The sequence below is a fragment of the Algoriphagus sanaruensis genome, assembly GCF_001593605.1.
GTDB lineage: Bacteria > Bacteroidota > Bacteroidia > Cytophagales > Cyclobacteriaceae > Algoriphagus > Algoriphagus sanaruensis.
On sequence record NZ_CP012836.1, the window covers coordinates 3,163,118 to 3,184,781 of the forward strand.

A 21,664-nucleotide genomic window follows, 5' to 3' on the forward strand; every position below is an offset into this window, starting at 1 on the left:
TTTAACGCTGGGTTAATTGATTCTACGATTAAAGGGCTCTGGGCTAATTATTCAATTTGGAAAGCAGGAGTAAATCCCAGCGCAATGGAAAAATTGATAATTATTTTTTAAGCCATACTCAACATCAACCCGTCAGAGGAACCATCTTCGTTTCCTTTCTCCCAACTTTTGAATCCAAAAGTTGGCAAAAGCTTGTGAAATAAAATCTTAATGCCCTGCCCTACAGGCTGGCCCAAGTCTAAAAATGCCCACCGGGCATTTTTTTAACGACTTGTCCTCCAAAAAATCAAGATTCAAAAATGCTCCCACCGCACATGGCCGGACGCTGGCCCGCTTTTGAATCTTCCCCACGCGCCCAAATAATTATCGAAGGTGCTCAATTGTATTTAATTCTGAATTTTTAAAGCCTCTCCCATGACTTCAAAAACCGCCTGTCTTCGAGGGCTACATTCTTTACGATTCAAATTCCAATTGACTATAATCTTGATGTTCGCTCTCTTTTTTGGGCATAACGATACCCGATAATTGATTCTAAAAATGACCCCATCGGGGTCGGATATGGGTAGCCCAGCGTTTCAACGCTGGGAATATGATGTGAAAAATATGAATTTGCGCTGGGTTAATTATTCAATATGGAAAGCCAGACTATATCCCAGCGCAATGGAATAGACAATTGTCAATTTTCAAATTAAAGGTTCAAAGAATCCGGATTACAAATCCAGGGATCATACCTCGACATTGCAAATGTCAAGGAACGGAGGAGCGGAAAAGGAATATTATAAATTATCCAAAACAATCATTTTGAATAAATTAATCAGGGGAAACCAAGTTCTTTTTGAACCCAAAAACAGGATCTACCCGGTATTGCATCATCCTTCGATCTTCCTCACTTCTAACGCGTTCGATGCAGGGATTTCCAAAAATCCGGAGAGTTTCCTCATTGATCATCCGAATCAATCTTGCACGTTTCACCTTTTTCAGGTCTAAGTTTTTTATTTCATGGATCCCCAACAAGACATCCAATTCCTGCTGCTTCAACAGTTGACCTGCATTCGCATGTAATTCTGGTAATACGTTTTCTAATTCAACGGATATGGCAGGAAGGTTTTTGTCAGAAACTTCGGCACCTACTTCCTTCTCTTTGGTTTTGGATTGCCAATACCATACAAATCCGACCACTAAAACCCCCAAGAGTAAGGTCAAATCAACAAGCAATTCTTGATCAACATCAAAAACTCCGAAATTCTTGATCTCAAGTCCTCCGACTCGCTCAGCGCCTTTCAATAGATCCTCAACTTCTATTTGAGTAAAAACACCCAGATTCGGAGCTGAAAGCCAAAAACTATTTTCTCCATCAATCAAAAGACTAAATGGGTGTTGGAATAAATAGACATGAGCCTCCACAAAATATACTTCCAAATTTTCCTTGTCTAGAATATACCATCCTGTCCCTTCGATCGGAAAATTTTCCAAAAAAATCAATCCGTAATCTTTTAGATCAAATGCGAAAAAATGGGGGAACCGACTCAAGCCTATTTTCTTCCAATTATTTTCAAATTGAGTTTCCCATTTCAATGTAATCTGACTCCAACTTTTTGTTTCCCAATCCAAGAAAAAACCGTTGTAGTCCATTTCAGCAAGGTTTAACCTAGGATTGTGACGAAGACCAAACAAGCTTATTATTCCATTTTCAGTTTGAAATGCACCAAGAGCTTGGTAATCTAAAGGTTGATTTTTTTGATAAACCCATTCAAATGGTTCATCCTTTTTGGAGGATTTGATCAGATCAAAATGCCCCTCCCAAAAACCATATTTCCCAAGTAGGAAAAATTCTTTGTCTTTAATAAAAGACATGGAAGTACAAAATCCTCCTTGGTTAGGGGAATAAAACAAAGTTTTCCATTCTCCCTCTTCCCAGATATACCAATTCTGAGTGCATTTAGGTTGTAAGTAAAACTTGCCTTCTTCCTTAAAAATCACCATATAAGTATTGGAGATAAGAAGTGGCTTAGCCGCCTTTACCATATCCTTTTCTTCCAATGAAAAATCTTCAAATCGATCCACATCTCCCTCCACCCACGGGCTATAAATGATCAGCTTAGTCCAATCACCCGCTTCTACTGACACATTAAAAAATAGAAGAAGAAAGCCAGAAAAAATGAAAACTCTTTTCCACATAAAGTTACGCAACAGATTAAGGTAATTATTCAAAATCATATGCTCCATTATAGCTCTATTCCGAAACCTTTGCCTTATTCTTCATCATTTCTTCAATATCCCCTACCTGGTAAATAATCATTCTTCGGTCTTCTTCATTTCGAATTCTGAAAATACAGGGTAATCCAAAAAACCGTTCACATTCTTCATTCAGTTGACGGATGATTCTGGAGCGCTTCACTTTTTTTAGATCCTCATTCTTTATGTTAGAAAATCCCAAAACATCATCCATTTGCTCTTGGGCAAGCATGGACGTTGATATCGGCAACAACTTTTGGATCAAACTGGAAACTTCCGGCGACCATGTTTCTGAGTTATCCGAATTACTGACACTAAGAATCACCTTCTTTCTCTTTCGAACCCGATACCCAATCCATCCAAAATAGGCCAACGCAAGCCCTACAACTAGAAAAATTGCGATCAAAACCCAATTATCGAAAAGCAAAGAAGGGCTCAATTCAAGTCTTCCTATTCGCTTTCCTTCTTTGACCAAAAAATCCGCGTTTAAATTCAATAATCTATCCAATTTGGGATTGTACACCGAAAAATCATTTCCTTCTCCTTTCACCAAAATAAATGGCGGACTAAATAAATACGCCTTAGTTGGCACGAGATAAACATCGAGTGATTTTTTATCCAGAATATACCAATCATAGGTTCCGAAAACTTGACTTTCAGCCTGGATTACGCCATAATCTTGAAGATCAATTGGAGCGAAATTCATAAAGACTCGTGACCCATTTCCTTCCCACTTTTTTTCAAAATTAGAATCCCAATGAATCGCTATTTCCTTCCATTCCTTAGAATCCCAATCAAGAAAATACCCATTTTCATGAAATTCAACTTCGCTTTTCCGGGGATTTCTGTTGAATCCAAAAAGAGTCACAACTCCAGATTCTAATTTGAAAGTACCTATGGTATGGTAGTCCAGAGGTTGGTTTGCCGTCTGAACCCAGCTCATTTTCCGTTCTTTTTTTGAAATGGAGATTAAATCAAAATGACCTTCCCAAAAGCCATATTTTCCCAAGAGATACACATGATCCTCATCTTGGAATGGGAAAGAATGGCAAAATTGCCCATATAAGTCTGATCTGACCATTTTTTCCCAAGTTCCATTTTCCCAAATCCACAAGTTAGGATCACAAGACACATAAAGGAGGTAGTTGCCATCTTTATGAAGGATGGTCATGGATGAACTTTGTTGAAGAAATTGATTGGCCTTTTGAACCAGTTCCTTTTCTTCTTTAGACAAGAATGACATTTGATCCAGACTACCTTCGATCCAAGAGCCATGAAAAGACAGTTCTGTCCATGAAGAATTCGCATTGGACGGATGGGAAAAAAATAATCCCAACAAAAGGATCGCAACAATCCCAGCCTTAAGCAGCATCATTTCCAACAAATCGACCCAAGCTTTCCTCATAAATCAAGTTTTAGCCAAGATTTTTTTGTTTTCTTCTTTATCAATAAAAATTTTGCCAATGCAATACAAGATCATTCGGCGATCCATGGTATGGCGCTCGCGTGTAATCAAAGGATAACCAAATTGAGAAATAAACATCTCGTTGATTTCACGGATTTTTCGGGCACGATGTACTTTTCGAAGATCAAAAGCTAAGCCATGCTCTAGGCCCAACAATTCATCCATTTTCTCTTGTGAAATGATCGTTTCTTGAACATCTAAAAAAGGGAAAATCCGTTCATCCAACGCCATAGAATCCGGCTCCTGAGATAATATTTCATCGGCAAGACCGAGCTTCTTTTTTCTCCAAAACCAAGTCCCCACTATTCCCCCAATCAAAACGCTTAGGACGATAAAGTACATTCCATTTTGGTATGGAAATACCTCATTTTGAATGCTGATCTTTCCAACTAATTTGGCTTCTTGCTTTAATTGAGGTAAGGATAGGCGGATATCCTCCAAAGCTTCGGAGCGCAAAAATACTACTTCTTCATTTTCTCCAATCAGGTATCCAAAAACACCGCCTGCATCAAAAAATGGAATTGAATTTTGAAAAATCTCCATAGTTCTTTTGTCAAAAATCAGAACAGTTAAATTTGAAGGAACACCTTGGTATTCAAAAGCAAAAATTCCAAAATTGGGTGTATCAATAGGTCTTGATCGAGGAAATTCCTTGGAATCAAAAAGTTTTTTGATTTCCCGATCATACCAATTTATCTCAACTTCCTGCCATTTTTTTTCCTCGAGATTTAAGAAAAAATGACCTAAATGTTTGTATTCAAATTCAATACGACGATTAAAAGAGGCTCCAAAAAGACTTAGAATTCCTTCCTCGTAAAAAAACACAACCCCGGAATTAAGATTTAAAGGTTGATTTTGAACAAAAACGAATTCAGGCTTTTTTGTTTTCTGATTTAACAGATAGATATCCGAATTTGATTCCCAAAATCCGTTATTTCCAAAAGTGTAATATTCATCTTTAAATGAGAAAAAATTTAATCCACAATAAGAACCAACTCCTTCAAAATCCAATTGTGGAACCCAGATATTTCCGTTCCATTTCCAATAATTCATCTGGCAATCACGGATTAGGTAATATTCAGATTTTTCTTGAATGATTGAATATTGAAAAACCGAATTTTCAAATTTCTCAGCTTGATCAACCATGGCTTTTTCTTCTTCACTGAGGTGTCGCTTGATCTTGGAAATTCCCCCGTCACCACGATCTTTAATGATCGTAAAACTCCGCCAATTGACTTCAGATTCGATAGCCCATGACTCTATCGAAAAAAAACAACCCCACAAAAGCAACCATAGGAATTTTGAACGCATAAGCTAATATACATTTTCCAAGGAAGTAGTTAAACCAATTTTACACGAGTTGATATACATTTTTATGCAGATGATTTTGGTATTTATTTAATGATTAATCGTCATTGGTTTCTTCTTTATTTAAGCTACAACGGTTTTTTCATCTTTAATCTCCACGAATTCATTGATTTGGTAGAGAATCATTCGTTTGTCTTTTTCATCCCTTGTCCTTGATATCAATGGATGACCAAATTGTCGCTCAAAATCCTGATTGATTTGCTGAATTTTTCTTGAACGGTTGACTTTTCTTAAATCCGGATTTATTACACCTTCCAATCCTAGTAAAATATCCATCCTTTCCTGGGAAAGAACCTGTCCTTGGATCGGAATAAAAACGGCCAACTCAGGATCCATCAAAATTCGATTATTAATCGAGTCTGTAATTTTCCCATTCTTAATTGACTTTATCACTAAGAATCCCAAAATCAAAAGAATTAAGGAAATAGGGAGCGTCATTGAATATGAGAAATATGGGGACAAATTATAACCCATCAGATTTGATTGATCAATTGTAATTGAAGCAACAGGAGTTAAATTCTTAATTATTCCGCCAAATTGAAAAATTATTGGAGTGCGCTGATTAAGAAATTGAACCTCAAGTTTATCCTCAGGATAAATAATTAAAAAAGACGTATTATGATCCCAGATATATATTTGATTGAACTGGTAAATCTGCCTGTCATCCTTATCGAGGATGAACATACCTGATTCATTTTTTTCATCCTTCTCGTAGAAGAGTAATCCGAATCGATTTAAATCAAGTCCGAAATATTTTTTGGGAACCAAGGATTGAAAATCTTCTTTAGCCTTTTTGTCCAGCCAAGTAGTTTGAATACTTTGCCAAGTCAAGGTTTCTAAATCTAAAAATCTTCCCTCACTTCGGATTTTATCTTCGTTTATCCTAGCATTAGCGATTTCTCCCACCCAGCAAAGCATCCCTGAATTCATGTAAAAATTGCCCTGCGCATAGAAATTCTCAGGTTGATTTTTAGTTTGAACAAACTCAAACTTTTTAAAATCTTGGTTTAATCGAATTAAGTCTGATTTATTCTCCCAAAATCCTGTCCCACCCAAATGAAAAATTTCTCCCTTATAGAATTCCCAATTGGTAAGACAATAAGAGCCAACAATTTCTAAATCTCCTAAAGGCTCCCAAAAAGTTCCATTCCATTTCCATAGATTTTGATGGCAATTTTTGTTCAGATAGTAACTATCGTTCTCATGTCGGATTGTAAAGGCATAGAAATCTTCCGTCAATTCATTGGCTTGTTGAAACATTTCTTTCTCTTCATCATTCAAATAAAAAAATATGGTTTCTGGCAGTTTACCTGCATTCGTGTTTTGAATTGTGATTTCCTTCCAGGAAGATTTCGGTGTGAGTCCAAATAATAGAGAAGGCAATAAAAAAAAGACAATAAAAATCAATCCGAATTTACGGTTTTCAGATGAAACGTAAGGTAAACCAAATCTGAATTTCACAAGGGTAATTTGAGTGGTGATTAAATTATTCAGATAAAATGGAATTTAAAGTTTATCTATCCATCAGCTTTCTCATAAGTAATACAGATTCAGCTTGATAAATCAATACTATATCGGAAGTAACGTTTGTCCTGAGGTTGTCTTTCTCGCTCAATCATTGATTTTCCGGTGATTTTCTGAGCACTTTCATTGATACCCTTGATCAATCTTGATCTTTTAACCCGCTTATTTTCTGCGGTATCCTCTGGATCAAATTCAAAAAAGGCATCTAACTCTTCTGTGGTGTAGAATTCTTTCCCTGCGGTGATTAGCTTTTGTCTCCAAATCTCCATTGGGTCAGGAGCTTTTTCTGAAGTAGTTGTAAATTCAAATGGGGCGGAGTTTCCCGAATGTTTTTTAGTAAGTCTTTTCTTAAAAAATGTGTAGGCCAAACCTCCAAACACCACGAAAAATGCAAGGAGAATACCCAAGGTTTGAAGTCTAAGTTTAGGGGCGACTTCCTTAACCTGAGGCACAATTTGAATCGATGCAACTTCCTTAGCTTGAGCTATTAATTCTGAAATCTCCAGAGTGCTCACTGGCTCATTCCCGATTTTCCATTCCAATTGATTATTGGAAATACTGAAGTAATCAGGACTTGATTGAATAGGAAGTGCCGCTTCCTCCAAAAATAGAATCCTTTTCAGCCCTTTATCCAACATAAACCACCCTTCTTGGAGCTTGACAATTGAATAATCTTGTAAATCAAAGAAGATGGAAATCTCTTGCTCAACATTTGGGATGTCTTGATTCTGCTTCCAATTCAATTTCAAACTCATCCACTTATTGGTATTCCAATCCAAGAAATAACCTTGGTTTACAAAATCAAATTGATCGGTTCGCTTACTTGAAAATGTCCCAAACAATAGAAATATCCCTTGATCGGAAATTGATTTCCAAGGTGAAAAATAATTGAGCGGTTGCTGTTCTACTGGAATCAATTCCCATGAACCGAATTGGGAATAGAACTCAATCAGATCGACATGCTGATGAAAAGGACCTTTACCTCCTAATAGATATAACCTTCCTTCCCGGTTTAAAATTGTTCCAGAACAGGTGTATCCAAAGTTATTAAATTGATATTGGTTCTTCCATGCTCCATTGTCCCAAACCAAAAGATCAAACCCACAATCTTGCCAGGCCAACCATTGCCCATCTTGATTAATGACATGGATTCCATAATTTTTTCGCTTAAACAATGAATCCAACTGACCTAGGTAAAGTTGAGCTCCATCCTTTTCACCCAATACCCATTGTTTGCTTGTTTCACGGGCATTTGAGGTGAAATAAAAATGAGTTGTCGACGCCCACCCAGTGCTAGAATGGAACGAAATATTAAAAAGAATGCCTAAAAAAACGACTATTGATCTCAAGGTGATAATTGAATAGTTTGATCAATACGAAGGAAATACTAGAGCTTTAAAAGTAATAACTATTAAAGGTAAATTAGGTAAAATTTTATGTCACATAAATTAAATAATTGAATTTCAAATATTTAACAAAATTCAAAAAGAACTACAATTTTGGATTTTGATACTTAAACATACCTGAAGTAATTTAAAAAAATCAGGCTGGTTGGCCACGTGTTTTAACGCTGGGTTAAATAGGAATTTGATAAGAACTGAGATGAGCTTCATTTCATTTGAAAAGTAAGAGTCAAGCCTAGGGGAATGGAAAAGATTGGTTGATTTTAAACTTTTATTCGGGCTATTCTCAAGATCAACCCGTCAGAGGAACTTCTTTCGTTAATTTCCTTCCCACTTTTGAAGCCAAAAGTTGGCAAAAGCTTGTCTAATAAAAAATGCCCTGCCCTACAGGCTGGCCCAAGTCTAAAAATGCCCACTGAGCATTTTTTTAACGACTTGTCCTCCAAAAACCGCCTGTCTTCTAGGGCCACATCCCACACGAATTAAATCCACTTTCAAATTAAAAAAATGTTCGCTCTTCATTTTTACCCCATCGGGGTCGAATATGGGTAGTCCAGCGTTTTAACGCTGGGTTAAATAGGAAAGAGAAATAATGTGCGCTGGGTTAATTATTCAATCCGGAATGCAAGAGTAAATCCCAGCGCAATGGAATGGAACGTTTGTTCATTTTAAAAAAATGGTTTTCCCGTTATTAACCTGTCAGAGAAACATTTTAGCCTTTTTTCTCTGGTACTTTTTCCCCCGAAAAAATCGGGGCCGGCTTTGATGAAAAAGTACCCAAAAAATCAAGATTCAAAAATGCTCCTACCGCACAAGGCCTGTCGCCGGCCCGCTTTTGAATCTTCCCCACGCGCCCAAATAATTAACGAAGGTGCTCAATTGTATTTAATTCTGAATTTTTAACACCCCTTCCCTACTGCCTGGCCCAAGTCTAAAAACCGTCTGGCTTCTAGGGCCACATCCCACACGAATTAAATCCACTTTCAAATTAAAAAAAATGTTCGCTCTTCATTTTTACCCCATCGGGGTCGGATATGGGTAGCCCAGCGTTTTAACGTTAGGTTAAATGGGAGTGAGAAATTATGCGCGCTGGGTTAATTATTCAATCCTGATTGCAAGAGTAAATCCCAGCGCAATGAAATGGAACGTTTGTTCATTTTAAAAAAATGGTTTTCCCTTTATTAACCTGTCAGAGAAACTTTTTAGCCTTTTTTCTCTGGTACTTTTTCCCCCGAAAAAATCGGGGCCGGCTTTGATGAAAAAGTACCCAAAAAATCAAGATTCAAAAAAGCTCCCACCGCACAAGGCCGGTCGCTGGCCCGCTTTTGAATCTTCCCTACGCGCCTGAAAAATCAACTTTAGAATTCATGTGTGTTCATTTTTGAAGCTAGCCTGAATTTTTAACGCCCCTTCCCTACAGCCTGGCCCAAGTCTAAAAATGTCCACCGGGCCTTTTTTTAACGACTTGTCCTCCAAAAACCGCCTGTCTTCTAGGACCACATCCTTCGCGATCCAAATTACAATTGATTTTCATCTTGATGTTCGATCTCTTTTAACTTAGAATTGTTTCTCCTGATATTCAATTCTAAAAAGACCCTGTAGGGGTCTAACCGTGAATAGCCCAGGGTGAAACCCTGGGTTAATGAGGAAAAAGACGGAAAAGCGCTGTATAAATTATTCAATTAGAAAAGCAAGAGTAAATCCCAGCGAAATGGAATGTAATGACGAATTATCAATTTTAAAATTTAGGGTTCAATCCAAAAGGATTGCAAATCCGGGGATCGTACCTCGAAATTGCAAAAGTCAAGGAGCAAAAAACTAGCACTTTTTAATCAAAATGATCTTCCGAAATCACATTTTCAAATTCCCTTCCCAATCAATTTCAAATTGAAAGAGCGGCAATAGCGCATCAGTAATTACGGCAACGTCCCTGCGATTTAATATCTTGTCTAGGGTTGGTTTTCCCTCTAAACCAAAATTGGCCCAGACTTTCCCAAAGTCTTCTAGTTTGATTGGGGTCTTAGTGATGGAAAGAATTTCAATCATACGACCTATGGTCAAGTTCGCTCCAGATGCTCCCCAATACTCCCGAAGCTCTGGGTAATAAGTCCTAATCCCGGAAACCCATTCAAATTCGCTCACCAACCGATCGGGATGAAACCAAGTTTGATTTGCCCATAGATAAGGAACTCCCTCCCCTTTCAAAATTCCCAACGCACCTGCTTTTTGAATCACTTGAAAATGAGGATCGGACGGAGAAACATCCAAAAACGGCATTAAAAAGGCTTTTTGATCGAGAAGTTCTTGCTGAACCTGACGGATAGACACATTTTGAAGCGAACTTCCTTGATTAATAGCTACTGAAGCTAAAACACCTGAAGCTTGCCCAATCCCCAATACCACAGGTTGAAGTCTAGTGGCTCCATTGACAATGTTGGAAACTGAAATACTTTTTTCGGCAAGAATAAGGGCGGGATGATTCTTGGGAACTAAAGCCCCGAGCGGAATCGTATAAGAAGGCACTCGGATTTTTATAAAATCGATCGCCGGAGCATTTGGATTTTTCTTGTGGTGGTGATCAATCGTGTAATCCCCTACAGCTACTCCTGTTTTAAAATAGGGATTCTCTGTTTGATAAGGAGATCGAACATGTGGAAGCGTAAAGGTGACATTCCCCTCAAATCTTCTAGATTCTCGATGGTACGGAATTAAAGGGAGTTGGTCTTGGCTTGGATATTCATTTTCTACCAAACCAAGGTGCTTATATCCAAGTTCGTGCTGAATGTAATACACAAATCTGAGCGTAGTCTGCTTGGCCTTTTCGATTTCAAGTAGACGATCTTCCGGACTTAATTCCACCAGATTGACATAATGGTCATTGCCACAATTCGGCCAATTGATCATGTATTTACCGTTTGGAAGTTTGCCATAGGCAAGCATTTTGTCACAATCCAATGTCGGGGCTTGATCTGTAATGGGATCGGCATGTGCGCAGGCACAAGCAAATTCGGAAGGGTCATATCCCTCTGGTTTGGGAATAGTACGGTCATTTCCTTTTCCAAAATCCTGTAGAGTCGCTACAAAAGTTAAATCTTGAATGATGGAATTGGATTTTTCAGGCGCAAACTCCTCTCCGATTTCACTTCGAGCATCCATTCCCAATCGATAGGGAAGTCCAATAGATGCGGCCACATCACCTAATTCTGTAGCGTCAATCAGAATTTTAGAGATCACAATCCAATCTTTATTTCCCCTTCGATAGGTAACGGTCCATTGCCCATTATTGTAGAAAGCTGATTTCCATTCACTTTCTAAGGAGAGTTCAAGATTTGGAGTGGAAAGAAGCATATTCTTCAAGATTTCTTGTCCAACCTTGGGTTCAAACAAGGTATTGCTCACCCAACCTGTGGCGAGGGCTTGTTGGGATCCATACCTCGCAATAAGACTATCCCGAAATTCCCCCCAAATCCCTGATAGAAGTCGATGGTTCCCATCAATCGCCGAGACGCCAGCCGAGGTTAACATTCCTCCAACCCAAGATGAGGATTCCAAAATGAGTGTATTAGTCCCCATTCTACCCGCAGCAATTCCCGCAGAAGTTCCACTAGCTCCACCACCGATAATAATCAAATCGAATTGTTGTTGAGCTGTAGCAATAATTGACCAAAAAGTCAGTAAAAATGAGAGGCTAAGATTTTTTTTCATAATGTATGTATCAGTGGCCAACAAGCACCGATTAAAGCTGCTTTTTCGCCAAGTTGGGCAATTTTAAAATCAGGATGAAACCCGTGATAGGAAAGGTATTGAAGTGTAAAAGGAAGAAAATATGGGGAGGCTAGGGAAATTTTCCCTCCCAAAATGACTTGATCGAATCCGTATTCTCTAAAATACGGAACCATAAATTCCCCTAAAGTTTTTCCAAATTCGGAGAAAAGATGGTTTGCCTCTTGAGTCAATTCACCAGTTGAAACCAAGTCCTTGACCCCGGAAATTTTTAAATCAAATTGCTTTTCTGCTTCCGAAATGAACCAAGCAGTTCCTAGATAATCTTCTGCAATACCTTCTCTAAATGGAGCAGTCCAAAGCTTTGCATCGGTACAACGGTTTTCTAAAAAAAATGCCGACCCCAAGCCTGTACCTAAGGTTAATCCAAGAATTTTTTGATGATGTTTACCTGCTCCTGCCATTTTTTCACCTAATAGGAAAGCTTCCGCATCATTCGTGAATAGGATTTGTTTGGGAGGAATGGAAAGGCGTTGAGAAAGTCCATCACGAACTGAGCGCCCAAAGAGGCTTTTCATTTTCCCTTGGTCCTCTAGTAGGGAAATTCCATTCTGATAATCAAAGGGACCGGGCATAGCTATGCCCAAAAAATCATCAGCACTTGGATCAAGTTTTTTGATCAGATCGGTCCAAGATGACAAAATATGATCTGCCTCCAAAGTGGTATCTACAGAAACTCCGACTTCATCGGAAACAGTTATTCCCCCTTGATTAATCCCAATTCTAGCCGCAGAAATATGAGACCCGCCGATATCTATCCCAATATACCTTGGCTTCATTGGAGAGGCAGCAAGGCTTTAGAAAGTTTCTCTAGTAAGGTTCCCGTGTTATCTTCAGAAAGTTCCCAAAACATGGCACCTGCTAAGTTCTTTTCTCTGATAAACTGAGCTTTAGCTTGAATCGAAACGGTATCTTCATAGGTAATCCAAGTAGAGTCCGAACTGGAAAAAAGATACGGAGCAGCTGCTTTTTCATCCCAAAATCGCTGGAATTTGCTTGTAGTCGCCAAGGCATAAATCTGGTGATAGGGCAAACCCATTTCAAATTTCCCAGATTGAAAGAGTCCATGGTCTTCGGGTGATACTTGCTTCCACATTCTTCCGTAAAAGGGAATCCCTAGAACGATTTTTTCCACAGGCACTCCAAATTCGACATGTTCATCCACAGTTGTTTGAGCAGATCTACCTTTTGCTCCATTAGGAAACAAATTAGCGTGATGCCCAGTAACCTGATCTCCTGCAGTATAAAAATCATACGCCATAATATTGACCAAATCCAAGTATTCTTGGGCCTTTGTCAAATCATTAGCCTCCAAATAGGACCTAAATCCACCTGAAGCAATGGTGCTTAGGTAATGAGTTTGATGAATTGCTCCTAAAGAATCAAGTGCTTCTCGGAAGCTTTTTAACATGGCAACAAAGTTTTCCTTATCCTCCTTTTTGTAGGGATTATTATCACCGGGCAACCCAGGATATTCCCAATCAAAATCCAACCCATCTAACCGATGCTTGATCAAGTATTCGATGCCTGATTGAGTAAGTTTTTGAATTCCTTGAGGGGAAGAAACAGCCTCAGAAAACCCCTTGGAGTGCGTCCATCCTCCGATAGATACCAGAATTTTTAAATTAGGATTACGCTGCTTTAAGGATTGTAGTGCTAAAGAATTCAAGCTATCACGCGTGGCATGTTCAGGTGACATGGGAGCCACTAAGCCCATACTATCCACATGGGCAAAAGCATAGTTGAGATGAGTCAGCTTTTCTGCCGGGATTTTTTTGGGATTGATTGTTTTCCATCCAGCAACATATCCTACGATCACTTTATTTTTTTGAATTGAAGCATTATGCTCGGAAGTATTTGGGCTACAGGAAAACAGGACGAGTAGCACCAAAAAAGAAAGGTATTTCATAGACAGGATTGAAATTTCTAGACGAAGTTAAAAAAACAGAGGCTTTGGCAAATGCCAAAACCTCCGTTAATCGTACTAATTTGGGTGATTTAATTACCTCCGTCCCACCAAACTTTTGTTGCAAACAAGTCGCCACCCATTCGGGCTACAGCGTCTGCATAGTTTTGCGGGTTAGAACCGATCTCAGACTCCCAATATCTTAATCTTCGAGGGATAAAGTTTCCTTCAAACGCATTCGGATCTTGTGTTGGAGTAAGTGCAGGATACCCTGTTCTTCTCCAGTTAGACCAAGACTCAATATCATTCAAGTAGGTAGCTGCCCAATATTCTTCCCCGATCAATCGGTATTTATCAGACTCTGAAGCTGCACCAAATCCTCTTCCAGCGATATAAGCTTGGATTGCATCAGCAGAAACCGCGAAAGATCCATCGAAATAAGTCCAAGCATTGATGGCTGCAGTCACACCATTATTGAAGTGAGTTTCTGCATTGGTAGAAATCCAGCCTTTAAGTGCTGCTTCTGCTCTCATCAATTCTACTTCAGCATAAGACTGTAGATAGTAAGGATCTTCCCAATCCAAATACTTTAGATTAAGCATTGAGAAGTTTTGCTGAACGACAGAGAAACCATCTAATGTTCCAGGAGCTACTACGTCTCGGATATTGGTAGAATTGTACCCATTAGGCATACCAATTTGCAAAGCAGGATCCGTAATCCAAGTAGCCGGAGCATCAGGATTTCCTACCCCACCTGTAACAATCATTTTTCTAGGGTCATTATTAGCAGTCATCCAATCCAAGAAAGTCTTGGAGACTTTGCAGTCTCTAGAATACTTATAGGTATTCCAGTATCCGTCATTCAGACCGTTTCGGTTTACACCTTGAGGACCTGGAGCATACTTGATAAATGCGATATCGTCATTGGAAGAGAATGCTCCACTGTTATTTGCCTCGGTAAATACTTCTCGGGCTTTAGCAGCATCCACATTACTCATTCTCATAGCCATTCTCATAAGAAGAGAATTGGTAAACTTCTTCCACTTATCAATATTACCACCATAGATGAAGTCCTGCGCTCCCAAAGATCTGGCAGAAGAAGAGAATTTATCTCTTGCAGCCTTCAGATCTTCGATCATTGCATAGTAAACATCCTTTTGAGCTTCATATTTAGGGAACCAATTATCCTCGCTTTCCAATCCGTAACCAGCCTGAGTGTAAGGAATATCTCCGTACATATCAGTCATTCTCAATAGATCAAACACACGAAGAACTGTCGCGGCAGCATTCACATTTGCCTCATTAGGATCATCCTTGGTTTTTCGAATAACCTCTGAGAACAAACGAATCACATCCGTGAAATGGCGCTCCATGTAAGCTCCAGAATACTGAGCTGAGTAGAAATATTTATCTCCGGAGAAATAGCCTGCTGTGGAAGCGGTATGCTGAATCATTGTTGCCGCATACAGCATATTTGCACGGGTATTTTCATATTCACCTCCTATTCGAAGTGTCCCCAAAGAAAAGAGGTATTGCATGTCGATGTTTTCGACTGCATTTTGATTGATATTCAGGTCCAATAAATCCTGCTCACTACAAGAGGTAGCAAAAAGCAGAGATGCCAACATCAGACCGGTCATTTTATTTAAAATTCTCATCGTTTCAATAGTTTAGGGTTAAACCTTCAGTCTTAGAAGTTAGCAGATAGGTTAAATCCAAAGCTTCTGTTAGCCGGTACAGAGAAAAACTCAAGACCTTGTGCATTACCTGAAGTCGTGTAAGAAGCTTCAGGATCAATATTTGGAGTCTTGGACCATAGCAAAGCCAAATTACGTCCCACTACTGAAAGTGATAAGGACTGGAATGGAGTCTTGCTGATCATGGAATTCGGGAAGGTATAGCCGAAAGAGAATTCTCTCAACTTGGCAAATGAAGCATCATAAACGATATTTTCAGTTACTAGAGAATATCTCTGCCAGTAGTTATCGATCAAATATTTGGTTGGATCACTTGGATCAGCAGGAATAGTCCAGGTACCTGGGGTTCCTTCAGGAGTCACACCAGTAACAGTAAGTGAACCATCTCTACCCATCAAAGTATTCTTGTGAAGACCATACTGGTAAGCAAAATAATCTGTACCAGACATTACATGACCACCTTTTCTAAAATCGATCAATGCCATTAATCTGAAACCTTTGTACGAGAAGGTATTTGTGATACCACCAGAAATTGGGTGACGACCTTGAGCTATAGTTTCATAACCAGAAGTGGTTACTGGGAAACCATTGGCGTCATAAACTGGCTGGCCATTGACTCTCAATTGCTTGAAACCCGCAATCATACCCAAAGGCTCACCTACAATATGTCGGATTCTTTCTCTTCGAGTACGAGCCTCGTCCAAATTGATAAATTGGATTGGATCGCCTGCTGCATTAGTTCCCAAGCTTAGTACTTCAGAAATGTTATTTGCGAAGTTGAAGGAAACATCCCATCTGAATTTACCATCGATTGGAGTTGCATTAATCAACAATTCAATCCCTCTGTTTTCAAGTTCACCAATATTGATGGTTGTCGAACCAAAACCAGAAGTTGCTGAAATACCAGTTGCCAAGATGTCATCGGAAGTTCTTCTTCTATAGTATGCTAAATCAACTCCCAATCGATTGTCTAAGAATCTCATATCTGTACCGATTTCATATTCGGTAGAAGTATATGGAGCGAGACCAGCATTTGGAATTGATCCATTGTTGATTTGTCCCAAGCTAGCACCAAGGTGACCTGCACCTACTAGACCATAGGTCAAATTAAGGGCGTAAGGATTTGGAGCTCCACCCCCTACTTGACCCCAGTTAGCTCTTAATTTCATGAAGGTAATTGCCTTAGGCATTTCGATCATGTCAGAGATTACTACTGAAGTACCTACAGATGGGTAGAATAATTTGCTATTCTCAGGAGCGAGAGTTGAGAACTGATCTTGGCGACCTGTCAAATTCAAGAAAACAACGTTTTTATAACCAAAGTTAGCTGCTGCGAAATAAGAGTTAATTCCCAATTCACTAAAGCCATAACCGAAAGTTGGAGCTGCTACGTTGGTTACAGAATGGAAGAAAGGAACAACCAGATCATTTCCTCCACCTCTTTTACTTTCGTTGGTTCTTCTCATGATGTTAGAACCGATAAAGCCATCCACATCGAAATCGCCAAATTTCTTAGCAAATCCCACCATGAAATCCATATTGTTCTCACGGATTGTTTGAGTGGAAGTATTGTAAGAACCTCTTGGTTTGAATGCCGTTCCATAAGCTTCGAAGGAATATTCATCTCGAACTTGGAAATCAGTACCGAAACGACCTTGAGCATACAACCAATCGGTGAAATCATATCTCAAACTCATATTACCCAATAGACGATCAGTTACGTCCTCTCTTCCCCACTGATATGCTGCCCAGTATGGGTTTGTTTGGAATACGTTAGATTGATAACGAAGCTCATTTCCATCAGGCAATGCACCTGGCTTGTTTGGATCACCTTTGATGACATCTAGTGGAATATTTCCTGGCTTCACAACCATAGAGAAGTTCGCGTTTCCAGGTGAATCAGAAAGACGAGGACGGTTTTGTGCGGCCTGCTTTGAATATTGACCAGTAACGGCAAGCGTGAATTTTCCTTGCTTACTATTCACATTGATATTAGCCACGTTTCTATTAAACCCTGCATTAGGCACCACGTCGTTATTCTCCAAGTTGGAGAAAGAGAAGCGGTAAGTAGTATTCTCATTTCCACCAAATAGGGAAACGGAATTATTCCAGGTCTGGCCATTCTTGTAAAAGTCGCTAAAGCCTTCTCCTAAATAAGAATAAGGTCTTTGCTGTCCATCAAACTGAATCGAATTTGCACCATCATATTTGGCACCCCAACCGTTGATCGCAGTATTTATAGCCTCATCTTGTGTCAAAGCCTTTCTTCCATCCTGGCCAGGACCATAAATTCGCTGGAAATCGGTACGGTCTACTACACTTTCCACGGTAAAGTTAGAGTTGATAGCAACTCCGACACCTTTACGAGCGGTTCCACCTTTGGTAGTAATGATAATTACCCCGTTTGCAGCTCTTGCACCATAAAGTGCAGCCGCAGTATTTCCTTTCAATACAGAAAGGCTCTCAATATCATCCGGGTTAATTGCTGCCAAGCCATCACCGGCATCATTTCCACCCCAAAGACCTGCTGAACCTAAGTTTCCGGATTCGATTGGAACTCCATTCACAACATAAAGTGGCTGATCATTGCCGGTTAGCGAAGATCCACCCCGAATTACTACACGGGTTGAACCTGCAGCACCTGTTGCTGGAGGAGTCACATTTACCCCTGCAACCTTACCTGTTAGCGCATTTCCAAGGTTAATCGCTCTTGACTCAGTGAATTTATCGCCTGATAGTTGGGTTACTGAGTATCCTAGTGATTTTTGATCACGCTGCATACCAAATGAAGTTACCACAACCTCGCTCAATTCACTCGTCTGCTCATCCAAAGCGACATTAATAATTGATTGATTTCCCACAGTAATTTCTTTGGTGGAAAAACCAATAAACGAAAACACCAAAACGGACTGGTCAGTCACAGAAATGGAGTATTCTCCGTCCACATTCGTTGTGGTACCGGTTTGATTGCTTTTGTCCAGGATGGTGACTCCTGGCATGGGAAGGCCGTCTGATGTTGCAGTGACCACTCCCTTCACCACTCTTCTTTGACCTTGCCCCATGACTTGCGTCAGGTTAAATAGCAAAGCCAAACAGAAAGCGATTGATAGAAACTTTCTCATAGCTGGTAAGAAAATGTTAGAAATAATTGAGTTGTAAAATCGGATGATTCCGATGCCTGATTGGCAAGAAATTGTATTTGGTTCATTGCCATTTTATTCTGCTGTTTGAAAACTAATCTTCATAAATCCTTGAAAACAGGGCTAGAACGCAATTGAAAAAATTATCAAAGTCAATTCTAGCCAAACTGAGATTAAATCTAAGAATTGAAATTATTTGAACAAATTTTAAGTTGAATTTTTTTAAGTTTAATAGAATTCTTTTTTGATTTTTTTAAAAAAGTAAATTCAACAAATCCTTTATTTCACTTCTCTTGTGGAAACTTCCACCATATTTATCAAACAATATAGAAAGATTTAACAAAAAAGGCGATCGAATTGACAAGTTTCTTAAAATACGATCTTTTTAATCGAATTTTTTATATAAAGAGAGAGTTTAACGGTTTAGAAATTAAAAATCCGGCTCAAATCACCCTTATCAAACCAGGATTTTTTAGAAATCAGAAAAGAATTAAGGCCCAATTATTAAAAATATTCCTAAGCCCATTCTCTTAATAGTCTCAAAACCAACAAGAAATTAATAGTGGCCAACCTGAATGAAGGCTGAGTAATTAGCTTGTAAACGTCCTCAAATCGACAAACCATTTTTCAAGAACAAACCTTCAAAACTCCCGGAAAATAAAATGGCCTGTTGGAACAAACCAACAGGCCACAGACTCTAGATTATCTTGAATTTCTAAAAGCTTAAATCTTTAGCGGATCTGATTTCTTATCTCTCTTTTTAAGATTTGATGACTTCCCCACCTACTTTTAAATTTGATCGGGCTAGCAATTAAATTTTTTCTGAATTGGTCGCTTAACTGATAAATAAACCAAAGCTGTAATTACCAAGGTTAAACTTGCAATGATAGAAGTTGGGTAAGATTGAGGTTTAATAAAGAGCAAGTAATTCAACGCAAATTGGATAATGGCGTATCCTAAGGACACGAAGATGTGTTGCCATTTTAATTGGTTTACCAATAACTGGTACAAATGAGAACGGTGCGGAAGCGCCACATTTTCTCCTCGCAATAAACGCTGCCCTAAGGTTAAAAAAGAATCAGCCCCATAAACTAGCAACAACAAAATAATAGTCCAATGCTGACCCGCGAGGTACCATTGTACCAAGAAGTAGATCATCATGTAGGCGATCGAAATACTTCCGATATCTCCCGCAAACATCAAGGCCTTTTTTCTGAAATTGAAAACCAGAAATACAAAAATACTCAGAATCAAATACTGAATGATGGATTCCTCGAATAGCGGCATGTAATGATTGACCACCAAGATCGTCCCAAAAAAAGTCAGTGAATACAATCCAGTAATACCATTAATCCCATCCATAAAGTTGATGGCATTGATAATTCCCAAGGCAATGAAATACAAAATGGGAAGAGACCAATAAGGCTGCTGATAAAACAACCCTAAATCATAAAAGGCCATAGTTAAGGCCAAGAATTGCACTCCGAATCGGAGCTTTCTGGATAGCGTAAATAGGTCATCCATTAAGCTTATAGCTGCAATCCAGACCATTCCGATAACCATCCAGGTGTGCAAAAAATCATTGATCAACCACCATAAGATAATGGCTATGGGAAATATAATCCCTCCTCCTCTCACAGTCACTTCGGTATGAGATGATCTATGATTTGGGCGATCAACGATATTAAACTTTTTAGCGAGTAAAAAATATAAAGTAGCTAGAGCTAAGAGGATTGTAAAAACAAGAAAATAATTGAGCATCATAAATAAATAAATCAAGTTAGGTCAAAATCCTAAATCTGATTTTAATTAGAGTGAACTGAAACCAAATAAAACTTTCCTTTGGGTTATATTACTTGGTAATGAATCTTTATGTGTCTTTTTTTTAGCTTCTTAAAGACCCATTCTTTGGCAAATTCAAGGAGCTTAAATTAGAATCGAAATCTCCGATAATCGTGGGTTTTTAATTTTTAGAAAGGTCATTAAATAGCTTTTGATGTTCAATGTGCCAAAACTCATCCTGAGAGATAATGGAATGGAACAACGTATAACTATTTCCTGATCCAAACTGTCTTCCCGGAGAAGTCCTGCCTGAGGTTTTGGCTTGATTGATGGCGGATTTGAGTGACTCCCCAGAAAAATCAGCATGGATAATACTAGGATCCAATGCCCTATTTTGTTGCCTGCTTCCAATATTTATACTCGGAATTCCATAATAAGGAGCTTCCCGAATCCCCGCACTACTATTCCCTATGATGAATTCGGCATGCTTGAGAATGGACAAGAAATACTCAAACCTCAGGGAAGGAAATACTTTAAATCTTGGATGTCCTTCAAATGATTTATAGGCTTGGAGTATTTTGGAGGAGCCCATATCATTGTTTGGAAAAATGACAATGTAATTCGAAGAATCATCTAATAAAGCATCCACCAAAAGTCTACTGTATTGTTCGATTTGATTCACCTCGGTAGTCACTGGGTGAAACATCAAAACCGCAAAACGATCAAAAGGAATCCCATAGTAACCCAACGCGACCTCCAAGGATGGAAGCGAATTGGAAAACATAATATCAATATCCGGAGAACCAATCACATAAACCTGACTCTCCAATTCACCCATTTGAATTAAACGGTTCTTCGCCAATTCATTGGAAACAAAATGGATATGAGACAACTTACTGACCGAATGCCGGATTAATTCATCAATGGTACCAGATACTTCTCCTCCCTCAATATGACCAACCAGAATGTTGTTCAAGGCTCCAACAATAGCTCCAGCTAACGCTTCAACTCGGTCACCATGGACTATAATCAAATCAGGCCGATTCTCCTTCACATAGGAGGAAAGTCCGTCAATGGTTTTAGCCAAAGTCAAATCCATGGAGGTTTCCGAGGTATGGTTAATGAATTTATAGATGTTCTTAAAACCGCACTTTTCAATTTCAATCACTGTTTCGCCATACTGTTTATGCATGTGCATCCCAGTAGCGAAAATATGAACCTCGAAATTTGGGTCATCTGAACAGACTTGGATTAAGGACTTTATCTTTCCAAAATCTGCCCGAGTTCCCGATAAAAAAAGGATTTTTTTCATTTTAATGAATTACTTGAACAGTCTCCTGACTACTCTATTACGATTAATG

The 21,664-nt window shown here is 38.9% G+C and carries 12 protein-coding genes; all 12 read right to left on the bottom strand.

Translation table 11 applies throughout. From position 1 onward, the window contains the following. Positions 1-810: 810 nt before the first annotated feature. The 12 genes from AO498_RS13910 to neuC all read right to left on the bottom strand — a co-directional run bounded on the left by AO498_RS13910 (position 811) and on the right by neuC (position 21,615). A complete protein-coding gene (locus tag AO498_RS13910) occupies positions 811-2,178 on the bottom strand; it encodes a hypothetical protein (protein ID WP_067548915.1) in 1,368 nt (455 codons plus the stop codon). Positions 2,179-2,233: 55 nt separating this feature from the next. Next, on the bottom strand, positions 2,234-3,640 hold the full coding sequence (locus tag AO498_RS13915; protein WP_067548917.1) for a hypothetical protein: 1,407 nt from the start codon (positions 3,638-3,640) through the stop codon (positions 2,234-2,236). Between the two features lie 3 nt (positions 3,641-3,643). Beyond that, positions 3,644-5,011, bottom strand: coding sequence for a hypothetical protein (locus AO498_RS13920; RefSeq protein WP_067548920.1), 1,368 nt, complete (start codon positions 5,009-5,011; stop codon positions 3,644-3,646). A 120-nt stretch (positions 5,012-5,131) separates the two neighbouring features. Continuing rightward, a complete protein-coding gene (locus AO498_RS13925; RefSeq protein ID WP_067548924.1) occupies positions 5,132-6,529 on the bottom strand; it encodes a hypothetical protein in 1,398 nt (465 codons plus the stop codon). Positions 6,530-6,618: 89 nt separating this feature from the next. Then, the gene (locus AO498_RS13930; protein ID WP_067548926.1) at positions 6,619-7,941 is read right to left on the bottom strand and encodes a hypothetical protein; all 1,323 of its coding nucleotides are present in this window, start codon (positions 7,939-7,941) and stop codon (positions 6,619-6,621) included. A 1,905-nt stretch (positions 7,942-9,846) separates the two neighbouring features. Beyond that, entirely contained in the window at positions 9,847-11,700 is a 1,854-nt protein-coding gene (locus tag AO498_RS13935) for an FAD-dependent oxidoreductase (protein ID WP_067548929.1), read from the bottom strand. Next, a complete protein-coding gene (locus tag AO498_RS13940; RefSeq protein WP_067548930.1) occupies positions 11,697-12,557 on the bottom strand; it encodes an ROK family protein in 861 nt (286 codons plus the stop codon). The genes AO498_RS13935 and AO498_RS13940 overlap by 4 nt, the downstream gene beginning before the upstream one ends. Next, positions 12,554-13,687 (bottom strand): glycoside hydrolase family 18 protein, encoded by a 1,134-nt coding sequence (locus AO498_RS13945; RefSeq protein ID WP_067548933.1) that lies wholly within the window; start codon positions 13,685-13,687, stop codon positions 12,554-12,556. Before AO498_RS13945 ends, AO498_RS13940 begins: the two co-directional genes overlap by 4 nt. Before the next feature lie 89 nt (positions 13,688-13,776). Next, entirely contained in the window at positions 13,777-15,342 is a 1,566-nt protein-coding gene (locus AO498_RS13950; protein WP_067548936.1) for a SusD/RagB family nutrient-binding outer membrane lipoprotein, read from the bottom strand. Between the two features lie 32 nt (positions 15,343-15,374). Then, positions 15,375-18,503, bottom strand: a complete 3,129-nt coding sequence (locus tag AO498_RS13955) for a SusC/RagA family TonB-linked outer membrane protein (RefSeq protein WP_067548938.1) — start codon at positions 18,501-18,503, stop codon at positions 15,375-15,377. A gap of 822 nt (positions 18,504-19,325) precedes the next feature. Beyond that, complete coding sequence (locus AO498_RS13960; RefSeq protein ID WP_067548940.1) at positions 19,326-20,285, bottom strand: MraY family glycosyltransferase; 960 nt, start codon at positions 20,283-20,285, stop codon at positions 19,326-19,328. A 199-nt stretch (positions 20,286-20,484) separates the two neighbouring features. Further along, positions 20,485-21,615 (bottom strand): UDP-N-acetylglucosamine 2-epimerase, encoded by a 1,131-nt coding sequence (gene neuC / locus AO498_RS13965; RefSeq protein WP_067548943.1) that lies wholly within the window; start codon positions 21,613-21,615, stop codon positions 20,485-20,487. Positions 21,616-21,664: the final 49 nt, after the last annotated feature.